The 13,102-nt window shown below is 70.0% G+C and carries 9 protein-coding genes; 2 read left to right on the forward strand and 7 right to left on the reverse strand.

The window, feature by feature from the left end; translation table 11 throughout:
- From ACYC1Z_RS10845 to ACYC1Z_RS10860, 4 genes are all read right to left on the reverse strand, one after another.
- The coding region (locus tag ACYC1Z_RS10845; protein WP_461409539.1) for a respiratory nitrate reductase subunit gamma at positions 1–201 on the reverse strand (201 nt) is incomplete at its 3' end.
- A complete protein-coding gene (gene narJ, locus ACYC1Z_RS10850) occupies positions 201–857 on the reverse strand; it encodes a nitrate reductase molybdenum cofactor assembly chaperone (protein WP_461409540.1) in 657 nt (218 codons plus the stop codon). The genes narJ and ACYC1Z_RS10845, both read right to left, overlap by 1 nt.
- Complete coding sequence (narH, locus tag ACYC1Z_RS10855) at positions 854–2,509, reverse strand: nitrate reductase subunit beta (protein ID WP_461409541.1); 1,656 nt, start codon at positions 2,507–2,509, stop codon at positions 854–856. Before narH ends, narJ begins: the two co-directional genes overlap by 4 nt.
- Positions 2,509–6,213, reverse strand: a complete 3,705-nt coding sequence (locus tag ACYC1Z_RS10860; protein WP_461409542.1) for a nitrate reductase subunit alpha — start codon at positions 6,211–6,213, stop codon at positions 2,509–2,511. Before ACYC1Z_RS10860 ends, narH begins: the two co-directional genes overlap by 1 nt.
- A gap of 302 nt (positions 6,214–6,515) precedes the next feature.
- Here ACYC1Z_RS10860 and ACYC1Z_RS10865 point away from each other — a divergent pair, with 302 nt between their 5' ends.
- Both ACYC1Z_RS10865 and ACYC1Z_RS10870 read left to right on the forward strand, forming a co-directional pair.
- Complete coding sequence (locus ACYC1Z_RS10865; protein WP_461409543.1) at positions 6,516–7,310, forward strand: VIT1/CCC1 transporter family protein; 795 nt, start codon at positions 6,516–6,518, stop codon at positions 7,308–7,310.
- Between the two features lie 151 nt (positions 7,311–7,461).
- Entirely contained in the window at positions 7,462–9,309 is a 1,848-nt protein-coding gene (locus ACYC1Z_RS10870; protein ID WP_461409544.1) for an alpha/beta hydrolase family protein, read from the forward strand.
- A gap of 339 nt (positions 9,310–9,648) precedes the next feature.
- Here ACYC1Z_RS10870 and ACYC1Z_RS10875 read toward each other — a convergent pair whose 3' ends face one another.
- The 3 genes from ACYC1Z_RS10875 to ACYC1Z_RS10885 all read right to left on the reverse strand — a co-directional run bounded on the left by ACYC1Z_RS10875 (position 9,649) and on the right by ACYC1Z_RS10885 (position 12,921).
- Positions 9,649–10,737 (reverse strand): aspartate-semialdehyde dehydrogenase, encoded by a 1,089-nt coding sequence (locus ACYC1Z_RS10875; protein ID WP_461409545.1) that lies wholly within the window; start codon positions 10,735–10,737, stop codon positions 9,649–9,651.
- Positions 10,734–12,008 carry an aspartate kinase gene (locus ACYC1Z_RS10880; protein WP_461409546.1) on the reverse strand — a complete coding sequence of 425 codons (1,275 nt, stop codon included), beginning with the start codon at positions 12,006–12,008 and terminating at the stop codon, positions 10,734–10,736. Before ACYC1Z_RS10880 ends, ACYC1Z_RS10875 begins: the two co-directional genes overlap by 4 nt.
- 127 nt (positions 12,009–12,135) lie before the next feature.
- Entirely contained in the window at positions 12,136–12,921 is a 786-nt protein-coding gene (locus ACYC1Z_RS10885; protein WP_461409547.1) for a sulfite exporter TauE/SafE family protein, read from the reverse strand.
- Positions 12,922–13,102 lie beyond the last annotated feature (181 nt).

Consider the following 13,102-nt stretch of genomic DNA (forward strand, 5'->3'; position numbering starts at 1 on the left):
GTGGCCGAGGAAGACGGCCAGGATGCCGAAGTGGAACATCGGGTTGGCCCACCGCAAGATGTCCCTCTCGTACATCTGACTCGACCGCGACGTCCAGCCGAACTTGTCGTACATGTACCGCCAGACATGGCCGGCGACGAAGATCGTCAGAGCGACGTAGGGGAAGATCAGCCACAGGAACAGATCCAGGAAACTGCCCATCACACGCCTCCGGGTGTCGGTGCCAGTTCTGGTATCCCGTAAGGATGCAAGCCGACCTGCTCCTCAGCGGGCCCTTCGGCGATCAGGCGCTGGACGGCGTCACGATCCTTGCCTCTGAGCGGTGGCAACGTGGCGCACACCGCTTCCAGCGCGCCACCCCACGGGGAGCCGATGTCCGTCAGGTGCAGGCGCAGGAGCTCGAGCCCCGCCCGGTTGTCCAGCAGCATCTTCAGGCCGGCGCGTTGATCGGTGGTCGCCGCGAACTCGAGCACGACGCACAGGTGGTCAGGGAGCTGGTCTTCGGTGAGCTCGAGACCGGCCCGGATGTACTCCTGCTTGATCCGGAGCAGTGCGAGACCGCGCTTCCGCGTCTCCCCGTTGGAGAAGTAGGTGAGGAAGAGACAGCCTCGTCGGCGGTTGTCGAACGTGTCGACGTAGTCGCTCTCCGAGACCTGCAGCGGCTGCCTGAGCAGGTGGTCGATCGTCGCTCGCAGTCCGGCGCCGAGCGTGACCGGCAGGCTGTCGGCCACCTCGGTGAGCAGATCCATCCGGGCCAGGAGCTCCTCGTCGGGGTACTCCAACAGCATCGACGCGGACTGCCAGGTACGGGCGAGGACGTCTTCGGAGTACTTCAGGGTCGGGACTCGCGGCGTCATGACTGACCCACCGTGCCGTTCGGCGCCGCGGATGCGTCGGTCGGGTCCGGGAAGAGCCCCTCCGGGGTGCCGCGCCCGTCCCAGTTCAACAGGTTGATCCGCACACCCTCCGGACGCGACCGAACTGCCGGGGATCCACCACCCCTGGCCGGGCGCTCGGCGAACGAATCATCCATCCCACCCATGCCGCCCATACCCGGTCCGCCATCGACGTCGAGAGAGCACTCGGTGGCGATGTTCTCCAGCTTGTGCGCCTCTTCGTAGTGCGCCGGCGGGATGACGTACCGCTCGTCGTACTTGGCGATCGCCAGCAGGCGGTACATGTCCTTCACCTCCTGGCCGGTCATCCCCACCGATTCGGCGATCGCCTCGTCCGCCTCCCAGCCCATGTTGATATCGCGCATGTAGGAGCGCATCGCGGCGAGCTTGCGCAGCACCTCGTCGATCGGCGCGGTGTCCCCGGCCGTGAACAGCTCGGCAAGGTACTCGATCGGGATCCGCAGCCGGTCGATGGCGGCGAACAGGTTCTCCTGACGCTCACCGTCCTCACCGGTCTCGCTGACGGCATCGACGACCGGGGACAGCGGCGGGATGTACCAGACCATCGGCATGGTCCGATACTCGGGGTGCAGCGGCAGCGCGACCTTGTACTTGTTGATCAGTGCCCAGATGGGTGAGCGGCGGGCGGCGTCGATCCAGTCCGCGGGGATGTCGGCCGCGAGCGCCTCGCGGATGACTGCTGGGTCGTTCGGGTCGAGGAGGACTCCCCGCTGGGCCTCGTACAGCCCGTGCTCATCCGGCGTCGAGGCGGCTTCCAGCACGCGGTCGGCGTCGTACAGCATCAGACCCAGGTACCGGAGACGTCCCACGCAGGTCTCCGAGCAGATGGTCGGCTGACCCACCTCGATCCGGGGGTAGCAGAAGGTGCACTTCTCCACCTTGCCGGTCTTGTGGTTGAAGTACATCTTCTTGTACGGGCAACCCGTCACGCACTGCCGCCAACCGCGGCACCGGTCCTGGTCGACCAGGACGATGCCGTCCTCGGCCCGCTTGTAGATCGCGCCGGTCGGGCAGGACGCGACGCAGGACGGGTTGAGGCAGTGCTCGCAGATCCGCGGCAGGTAGAACATGAAGGTCTGCTCGTACTCGAGCTTGATCTTGTCACTCACCTTCTTCAGGATCGGGTCGTTGTGCCCGTGCTCGACCGTGCCGGCGAGGTCGTCGTCCCAGTTGGAGGACCAGGTGACCTTGGTGTCCTCGCCGGTGAGCAGCGACTTGGGCCGCGCCACCGGCATGTGGTCCTGCGCCGGGGCGGTCGTGAGGTTCTCGTAGTCGTAGGTCCAGGGCTCGTAGTAGTCCTTGATCCCCGGCAGGTACGGGGCTGCGAAGATGGTGGCGAGGTTCTTCAACCGGCCGCCCGCCTTCAGCTTGAGCTTGCCCTGCTTCGTCAGGGTCCAGCCGCCCTTCCATCTCTCCTGATCCTCATAGGTGCGCGGATACCCCTGGCCGGGTCGGGTCTCCACGTTGTTGAACCAGATGTGCTCGGCACCCGACCTGTTCGTCCACACCTGCTTGCAGGTGACCGAACAGGTGTGGCAGCCGATGCACTTGTCGAGGTTCATCACCATCGCCATCTGCGCCATGACCCGCATCAGTAGGTCACCTCCTGGTTGCGGCGACGAATCACGGTGACTTCATCGCGCTGGTTGCCCGTCGGGCCCATGTAGTTGAAGGCGAAGGTCTGCTGGGCGTACCCGCCGACCATGTGGGTGGGTTTGATCATCAGCCGGGTCAGCGAGTTGTGGTTCCCGCCCCGCTCGCCTGTCGTCTCGGACAGCGGCATATCGATGAGCCGGTCCTGGGAGTGGTACATGTACACGGTGCCCTCGGGCATCCGGTGGGAGATCACCGCTCGCGCGTTGACCACCCCGTTGCGGTTGACCGCCTCGATCCACTCGTTGTCCCGAACGCCGATCTTCTCGGCGTCCTGCGGGCTCATCCAGATTCCCGGGCCACCCCGGAAGAGCGAGAGCATGAGCAGGTTGTCCTGGTACTCGGAGTGGATCGACCACTTGTTGTGCGGTGTCAGGTAGCGGACCGAGATGCCCCCGGAGGGGGTGTCCCCGATCGTCGGTTCGTCGAACAGGGCGGTCATGTCCAGCGGTGGGCGGAACGTCGGCAGCCCCTCGCCGAGCTCGGTCATCCAGTCATGATCGAGGTAGAAGTGCATCCGGCCGGTCAGGGTGTGCCATGGTTTCAGCCGCTCGACATTGATCGTGAACGGCGAGTACCGACGTCCCCCGGTCTCGGACCCGGACCACTCCGGTGACGTGATCACCGGCGCTGGTCCGCGCTGGGTGTCGGCGAAGGTGACCCGGTGCCCCTCGTTCTCCACAGAGAGGTCGCTCAGCCGGCGACCGGTGCGCTTCTCGAGCGTCTTGAAACCCTGCGTGGCGAGGTGTCCGTTGGTCGTGCCGGAGAACATCAGGATCATCTCGCACGCCTGGAAGTCGTGCAGGATGTCCGGCCGGCCGTCGGCGACGCCACCCCGCACGAAACCGTTCTTCTCCTTGAGTTCGCCGACCTCACGGGTGAGGTCGTAGGTGATCCCCTTCGTCGTCGCACCCAGGGTGTCCATGAGCGGCCCCACGGCCCGCATCATGTCGCCCACGGCGGTGTAGTCGCGCTCGACCTCGATGATCTTCGGCATGGTCACACCGGGGATCGGCTCGCAGTCGCCGTACTTCCAGTCCAACACCCGGCCGTGCGGTGCCGCCATCGCGTCGGGCGTGTCGTGGGTCAGCGGCACGGCGACGACGTCCGTCTGCTTGCCCAGATGTCGGACCGCCAGCCGGCTGAAGACGCGGGAGATCTGCTGCCAGGCATCCCAGTCGGTCCGTGACTGCCACGGAGGGGAGATCGCCGGGTTGAACGAGTTGACGAAGGGGTGCATGTCGGTGGTCGACAGATCGTATTTCTCATACCAGGTCGCCGCGGGCAGCACGATGTCCGAGAGCAGGGTGGAACTCGTCATCCGGAAGTCGAGCGTGGTGAGCAGGTCGAGCTTGCCGGTTGGCGCCTCGGCGTGCCAGGTGACTTCCTTGGGTCGATGCCGTTCCGTGGTCTCCTGCGCGCTGATGGCGTGCGACGCCCCGAGGAGGTGGTTGAGGAAGTACTCGTTGCCCTTGGCGGACGAGCCGAACAGGTTGGAGCGCCACAGGGAGAGCACCCGGGGAAAGTTCTCCGGCGCGTCCGGGTCCTCGGCCGCGAACTTGAGCCGTCCGGCTTTGAGCTCTTCCACCACGTAGTCCTTGGCGCTCTTGCCCGCTTCGCGCGCCTGGGCGCTGATGACCAGCGGGTTGCGGTCGAACGTCGGGTAGGAGGGCATCCAGCCCAGCCGAGCGGACTGAGCGATGACGTCGGCGGTCGTCTTGCCGGCCAGCTGGCCCTTGCCGGTCCGGGCCGTGAGCGTGTCGGCGCCGAACTGGTCGTAGCGGAACTGGTCGGTGTGCAGGTACCAGTACGCCGTCTGGATCATGTTCCGCGGGGGGCGCAGCCAGTCCAGCGCGTTGGCCAGCTGGGTGTAGCCGGTGAGCGGCCGCACCTTCTCCTGGCCGACATAGTGCGCCCACCCGCCACCGTTCACCCCTTGGCACCCGGTGATCGTGGTCAGCGCGAGGAACGTCCGGTAGATGGTGTCGGAGTGGAACCAGTGGTTGGTCCCGGCTCCCATGAGGATCATCGAACGGCCCTTGGAGTCCACGGCGTTCTGCCCGAACTCGCGGCCGATCCGCTCTGCCGCCTCGGCCGTGACGCCGGTGATCGCCGCCTGCCAGGCCGGGGTGTACGGCGACGCCGCGTCGTCGTAGCCGGTGGGCCACTCGCCCGGGAGCCCGGGCCGCCCGACGCCGTACTGCGCCAGCAGGAGGTCGAAGACGGTGGTCACCAGCCGTCCGGCCACCCGGCGCGCGGGAACACCCCGGCGGATGGCTCCCACATTGCCCTGCCCGGCATCGAATCGGGGCATGTCGACCGGGACGGTGACCTCGGCGCCGTCGAGCAACGACAGCCGCGGATCGATGTCACCCAGGTCCAGGTTCCACTTCCCCTCTCCCGTCTCGCCGTAGCGGTGCCCGAGCGTGCCAGGCGGGACCATCAGCCGGTCGGTGGTCGCGTCCACCAGCACCGGCTTGAACGCTGCGTTCTCTGCTTCGGGTTCGATCTCGTCGGACAGATCCGCGGCGGTGAGGAACTTGCCGGCCGTGTGGGTGGTCTCGCCGCCGGCATCCTGGGCGGCGTCGAGCGTGACCAGGAACGGCAGGTCGCTGAACTTCTTCACGTACTGGGTGAAGTACGGCGTCTGGCGATCGACGTAGAACTCCTTGAGGATGACGTGGCCCATCGCCATCGCCAACGCCCCATCGGTGCCGGGCTCCGCAGGGAGCCACTCGTCGGCGAACTTCGTGCTGTCGGCGAAGTCGGGTGAGACGACGACGACCTTCTGCCCCCGGTAGCGCGCCTCCACCATCCAGTGCGCATCGGGCGTCCGGGTCACCGGGACGTTGGTGCCCCAGATCATCAAGTAGCTGGCATCCCACCAGTCGCCGGACTCGGGGACGTCGGTCTGGTCACCGAACACCTGGGGGGAGGCGACCGGCATGTCGGCGTACCAGTCGTAGAAGCTGAGCATCGACCCACCGATGAGATTGACGAAGCGCGCACCCGAGGCGTGCGAGACCATCGACATCGCCGGGATGGGGGAGAATCCGGCGACGCGGTCGGGTCCCCACTTGCGGATCGTGTGCACGTGCGCGGCCGCGACGATCTCGATGGCCTCGTCCCACGAGGCGCGGACCAGCCCGCCCTTCCCGCGGGCGCGCTTGTAGCGGGCCGCCCGCTCCGGGTCCTCGGTGATGTCCGCCCACGCGAGGACGGGATCGCTCAACCGGGCCTTGGCCTCTCGGTACATCTCCAGCAGCACACCACGGATGTACGGATACCTGGTGCGGGTCGGGGAGTAGGTGTACCAGGAGAACGACGCACCGCGGGGGCATCCCCTCGGCTCGTACTCCGGCTTGTCCGGGCCGGTCGTCGGATAGTCCACCGCCTGGGTCTCCCAGGTGATGATCCCGTCCTTGACATAGACATTCCATGAGCACGAGCCGGTGCAGTTGACGCCGTGCGTGGATCGGACGACCTTCTCGTGGCTCCACCGATCCCGGTAGAAGGAGTCACCGGACCGGCCACCGACCTTGAGCAGGGTGCGTCCGTCCGGGGAGACCGTCTGCTTCGGGGTGAAGAACCGACGTGTGCTGATCAACGCGTCTGTCAGCCTGCTGTTCATCGTCACGCTCATCAAGACCGGCTTCCCGCCGGTCAGCGTCGACCGACTCGAAATCATCTAGCGGTGATGATCCCGACGCGCCGCCTCCTCGCGAGCTGTGCGCCGGGCCTGGCAGTGCCCTCACGCTAGCAAGACAGTGTGCTTCCCGCCACGCTTTGGCCCGAGTCCGATCCGGCACTCGATGCCGGCCAGGTGTCCGTGCCCCACCGGGGTCCCGGGAACGTCACGGCCGACGCGAATCCGGTCATTTCGCCCCGATGAGGGCATCCTCGCCTTCGTTGCGAGCGGCCCGGTACAGTGATTACCTCGCTGTCATGAGCGGACCATCACCGCGCGTGTCCCACGGGTATGAGGCACGCGGTGCCCCCCAGGCGGACCCGAGCCAGGTCGCCGACGGGCACCGGCACGAGCACCCGACGCCGGAGCCGGCCAAGCTGGGCCAGCGTCTCAACGGCCTGCGTGCCGGCGTCCTCGGCGCGAACGACGGCATCGTGTCCACCGCGGCCGTCGTCGTCGGCGTCGCGGGCGCCACCCCGTCCACGCCCGCCATCCTCACGGCCGGCCTCGCCGCCGTCATCGGCGGTGCCGTCTCCATGGCCCTCGGCGAGTACGTGTCGGTCTCCAGCCAGCGCGATGCGGAGCAGAGCCTCGTCGCCCGCGAGCGCGAGGCGCTCGCCGAGAACCCGGAGCGTGAGCTCGACGCACTCGCCCAGATCTACGAGGACCGGGGCCTCTCGCCGGCGACGGCGCACCAGGTCGCGGCGGAGTTCACCGACCGCGACGCACTCGGGGCGCATCTGCACGCCAAGCTGAACCTCGACGCCGACGACGTCGCGAGCCCGTGGGTCGCCGCCGTCGCCTCGGCCGTGGCGTTCACCATCGGCGCGATCCTGCCGATGCTCGCGATCCTGCTCCCACCCGAGGCGGTCCGGATCCCGATCACGTTCGCCGCGACACTCGTGGCGCTCGCGATCACCGGGACGACCGCCGCATGGATCGGCGGCGGTTCCCACCTGCGCGCCGCGACGCGCGTCGTCGTCGGAGGTGCGCTGGCGCTCGCCGCGACCTACCTCGTCGGCACCCTGCTCGGGACGACCGGCATCGTCTGACCTCGCACCGCGCCCGCGCGGCCCGGCGACGGGCCGCTGCTTCGCCCGCTGCCCCCGGCCTCGGGTGCGCGCTGGGCCGCCGAACCCGACGGCGGGCCCGGGCCTCACCGCCTCGTCCGGGGACACCCGCAGGCCGATCTAGGCTTCGACCATGGACACCGATCCGGCCGGAGGCTGGCCCCCGCCCGTCTGGGAGCTGCGCCTGCGCGCGCACCAGGTCGAGCTGCCCGAGTGGGCGGAGTACGCCCCCGAGCGGGCCGTCGTCGTCGCCACCGCGCGGGGCGTGCTGCAGGTCCACTCCTGGGACGCGGGCACCGGCCGGCTGGTCCAGGCCACCGACCGGGCGCAGGGCACCACGGAGTGCACCATCGACCCGCACGGCCGCTGGATCTGGTGGTTCGACGACACCGACGGCGATGAGTTCGGCCGGTGGCGCCGGCAGCGGTTCGGCACGCCGCCGGGCCACGACCTCGACGACCCGATCGACCTGCCCGACGCCTACCCTTCCGGCCTGCTGCTCGCCCGGGACGGGACCGCCGTCGTCGGCCGCACCACGGACACCGGCACCACGATCCACCAGGTGGTGGTGGGCCGGTCCGAGCCCGGCACCCAGAGCCTCGTCCTCCTCTATGCCCATGAGAACGACGCCGCGGCGGCCGCGCTCTCCCGCAACGGGAACCTCGTCGCCGTCGAGCATTCCGAGCGCGGGGACAACCGTCACCCCGCGCTGCGCGTGCTGCGCTCGGACACCGGCGCCGTGGTCGCCGACCTCGACGACGGCCCCGGCAAGGCGCTGACCGCGCTGGACTTCGCCCCGCGCGACGGAGACGTGCGCCTGCTGATCGGGCACGAGCGCCGCGGCCGCGCCGAGCTGGCGGTGTGGGATCTCGCCACCGCGCAGGTCCACGACGTCGTGCTCCGGGGCCCGGGCGGTGCGCCGCTGCCGGGGGAGGTGACCGAGGGGTCGTGGTATGCCGACGCCGCCACGCTGCTCGTCGCCGTCGACCACGAGGCGCGCACACGCCTGTACCGCCACGACCTCGGTTCCGGGGCGACGACGCCGGTCGGCCCGGCCACCGGCAGCGTCTCGGAGGCGGGCGCCCGGCCCGACGGCGACGTCTGGCTGCGCTGGTCCTCTGCCGCCCAGCCTCGCACCGTGGTCTCGGCGACCACCGGTCGGGAGCTCGTGCCGGTACGGGGGCTGCGCGCGGCGCCGTCGGTGCCGGTGCGTGACGTGTGGGCGGACGGGCCCGGTGGCCCGGTGCACGCCCTGCTGCGCCTGCCCGAGACGGGCACGGCGCCCTTCCCGGTGGTCATGGACGTGCATGGCGGGCCGGCGTGGCACCGCTCGGACGCGTTCTCCGCCCAGCTCGCCGCCTGGGTGGACCACGGCTTCGCCGTCGTCAGCGTCAACTACCGGGGCTCGACCGGCTACGGCGCCGCCTGGCGCGACGCGATCGAGGGCCGGGTCGGGCTCACCGAGCTCGAGGACCTCGCCGCGGTGCACGACACCCTCGTCGCCGACGGCGTCGTCGACCCGGCCCGGTCGGTGCTCTCGGGGGCGTCCTGGGGCGGGTACCTCACCCTGCTCGGGCTGGGCACCCAACCGGAGCGGTGGACGGTGGGGCTGGCGGACGTGCCGGTGGCCGACTACGTCACCGCGTACGCGGCGGAGATGCCGGACCTGCAGGCGTTCGACCGATCCCTCTTCGGGGGTTCTCCGGCCGAGGTGCCGCAGCGGTACCGCGAGTCCAGCCCGCTGACCTACGTCGCCGCCGTGCGCGCACCCGTCCTGATCACCGCCGGGGAGCATGACCCGCGCTGCCCCGTCGGGCAGATCCACACCTACGTCGGGACGCTGCGGGCCGTGCGCGGCGACGGCGCGGTCGAGCTGTACACCTACGGCGCCGGGCACGGCTCCGTGGTCGACGACGAGGAGGTCGCCCAGCTGCGCCGCCAGCTCGACTTCGTCCGGCGGCACCTGGCGCCGCGGGCCTGAGGGCAGGTAGCCGTTCGCCACGCGTTCACGGGCTCGGCGTCACGATCCCGGTTCGGGCCCCTGGGTGAGGTCACGGACGAGGGTGACAAGGCCGTCGAAGGAGCGCCGGAAGGCGGCCCGGTGCTCGAGGTCGACGGCGCGGCGCAGGCATTCGCCGAGCCACGCGGAGACCGGCCCCCCGGCGTCGAGATCGGTGACGGCCTCGTTCGAGCCCTCGAGGTGATGAATGCCCGGCGGCAGGAAGGCCGGCAGCGTCGTGCCGAGAAACAGGTGCCCGATGTGCGAACGCCCCCGCCGTTCGCGGCGGGGCGTTCGGGCACACCCGCAGCGAGCCGGGCGTCAGGCCTTGACGAGCTCCGCGGCGAGAAGCTCGGCGATCTGGATCGTGTTGAGCGCCGCCCCCTTGCGCAGGTTGTCGTTGGCGACGAACAGCGCGAGGCCGCGGCCACCGGGTACCGACTGGTCGGTGCGGATGCGGCCCACGAAGCTCGGGTCCGCCCCGGCGGCCTGCAGCGGCGTCGGCACGTCGGACAGCTCCACGCCGGGGGCGCCCGCCAGCAGCTCCGTCGCCCGCTCGGGGCTGAGCGGGCGGGCGAACTCGGCGTTGATCGACAGGGCGTGGCCGGTGAAGACGGGCACCCGCACGCACGTGCCGGCGACGGCGAGGTCGGGCAGCTCGAGGATCTTGCGCGACTCGTTGCGGAGCTTCTGCTCCTCGTCCGTCTCACCCGAACCGTCGTCGACGAGGTCGCCGGCCAGCGCCACGACGTCGAACGCGATCGGGGCGACGTACTTCTGGGGCGCCGGCATCGTCACCGCGGAACCGTCGGTGGTGAGCCGGGTGATGTCCTGCTCGACGGCGGCACGGACCTGCCCCTCGAGCTCCTTCACACCGGCGAGCCCGGAGCCGGAGACCGCCTGGTAGGTGGAGACGATCAGCCGCTGGAGGCCGGCCTCGGTGTCGAGCACCTTCAGCACGGGCATGGCCGCCATCGTGGTGCAGTTGGGGTTGGCGATGATGCCCTTCGGCCGGTTCGCGAGCGCGTGCGGGTTGACCTCGGAGACCACGAGCGGCACGTCGGGGTCCTTGCGCCACGCCGAGGAGTTGTCCACGACGACGGCGCCCGCCGCGGCGAACCGCGGCGCGTGCTCGCGCGAGGCGGCACCACCGGCGGAGAACACCGCGATGTCGATGCCGGCGAGGTCCGCCGTCGCGACGTCCTCCACGACGACGTCCTGGCCGCGGTACAGCAGGACCTTGCCGGCGGAACGTGCCGAGGAGAAGAAGCGCACCGTCGTCGCCGGGAACTCCCGCTCGGCGAGCAGGGTGCGCATGACGGCCCCGACCTGGCCGGTGGCACCGACGACGGCGAGCGTCAGGCCGGTGCGGCCGACGGCGCGCTGGGCTGTTGCTGGGGTGGTGTTCATCGTCCTGTCCCTCCGTAGACCACGGCCTCGGTCTCCTCCGCGTCGAGGTCGAACGCGGTGTGGACGGCACGCACGGCCGTGTCCAGATCCTGTGCGCGGGTGACGACGGAGATGCGGATCTCCGAGGTCGAGATCATCTCGATGTTGATGCCGGCGTCCGCGAGGGCGCCGAAGAGCTTGGCGGAGACGCCGGGGTGCGAGCGCATGCCGGCACCGACCAGGGAGAGCTTGCCGATCTCCTCGTCGTAGCGCAGCTCGCCGTACTGCAGCCGGTCCTTCGCTGCCTCGATGGCCCGCAGCGTGGCGGCAGTGTCCGCCTCGGGGAGGGTGAAGGAGATGTCCGTCAGCCCGGTCGCCACGGAGGAGACGTTCTGGACGATCATGTCGATGTTCGCGTCGGCGGTGGCGACGGCCTGGAAGAGGTGGGCGGCTGCGCCGGGGACGTCGTGGACCCCGACGACGGTGATCTTGCCCTGGGACCGGTCGTGCACGACGCCGGAGATGATCGGTTCTTCCATGGCTGCTTCCTCCTGGCCGGGGTGGGCGTCGGTGACCCAGGTGCCTTCCTTGTCCGAGAACGAGGAGCGGACGTGGAGCGGCACGTTGTAGCGGCGGGCGAACTCCACGGCGCGCAGGTGCAGGATCTTCGCACCGTTTGCCGCGAGCTCAAGGGTCTCCTCATAGGTGAGGTGATGGATCTTACGGGCGGCGGACGCCACCCGCGGGTCCGCGGTGAAGACGCCGTCGACGTCGGAGTAGATCTCGCAGACGTCCGCCTTCAGGGCGGCGGCGAGCGCGACGGCGGTGGTGTCCGAGCCGCCACGGCCGAGCGTGGTGACGTCGTTGAGCTCGTTGACGCCCTGGAAACCGGCCACGATCGCGACCTGCCCGTCCGTGATCGCGTGGGTGATGCGCTCGGGCACGACACCGACGATCGAGGCCTTGCCGTAGCGGGTGTCGGTGCGCATGCCGGCCTGCTGGCCGGTGTAGGAGCGGGCACGGACGCCGAGCTTGTCGATCGCCATCGCCAGCAGGGACATGGAGATGCGCTCACCGGCGGTGAGGAGGATGTCCATCTCACGGGCGGGGGCGTCGTCGGTGATCTGGGCAGCGAGGTCGAGCAGCTCGTCCGTGGTGTCGCCCATGGCCGAGACGACGACGACGACGTCGTCTCCCGCCCGCTTCGTCTCGACGATCCGCTCCGCGACGCGCTGCAGGCCGGCGGCATCGGCGACGGAGGAACCACCGAACTTCTGGACGACGAGGGCCACGTGCTGCTCCGAGGCTGTGTGGGGGGCGCGCGGCGTCGGGTGCGACGCCACCCGCTCTGCTGACCGGGCAAGTGTAGGCCCGTCTCACGGGGCGGTACGAAGGGGCGCCGCATGGTGGACCGGCGGCTCAGATCCAGTACTGCTGGACCGTCTGCCAGCCGAGGCGGATCACGAGCGCGCCCACCACGACGATGAAGATCACCCGGACGAAGCCGCTGCCGCGCGCTACGGCCATGCGGGCGCCGATGTACCCGCCGACGAGGTTGGCGGCACCGACGAGCACGCCGAGGGACCAGATCACGGCCCCGTTGGGGACGAAGAAGACGAGCGCGCCGAGGTTGGTGGCGAAGTTGACGATCTTGGCGATCGCGGACGCGGGCAGGAACGCGTAGCCGAGGACGCCGACGAGCGCGATGACCAGGAAGCTCCCTGTGCCGGGCCCGAGCAGCCCGTCGTAGGCACCGATGAGTGCCCCGAGGCCGAGAGCGGTCCACACGTGGCGGTAGCCCGACCAGCGCAGCTCGGTGGCTCGGCCGACCTTCGGCCGGGCCAGGATCCAGGCGGCGACCACGACGCACGCCACGAGAATGATCGGGGTGAACGCCTGCGCGGGGATGCGGCTCGCGACCGCGGCACCGCCCACGGCCGTGCCGAACGCCGCCAGCGCCATCGGTGCCGCGGTACGCAGGTCCGGGCCCACGCGCCGGTAATAGGTCAGGGCGCTGACCGAGGTGCCCATGATCGAGCCGACCTTGTTGGTCGCCAGCGCCTGGACCGGCGTGATCCCGGGCACCAGGAGCAGCGCGGGGAGCTGGATGAGCCCACCGCCCCCGACGACGGCGTCGACCCAGCCGGCCGTCAGCCCGGCGAGGATCAGCAGCACGACGGCGAGGGCGTCGATCTCCAGGGGCACGGCGCCATCACACCACGACAGGCGGCCCACAGCCCCGCGGCACCACACCCATACATCCTTGCGCGGCACCACCCCACGCACCTCCCCCACGCGACACCACCCCCCCACACCTCCCCCACGCGACAGCACCCCCCCCCACACCTCCCCCACGCGACACCACCCCCCCCCACCTCCCCCACGG

The sequence above is a fragment of the Georgenia sp. genome (genome assembly GCF_054605595.1).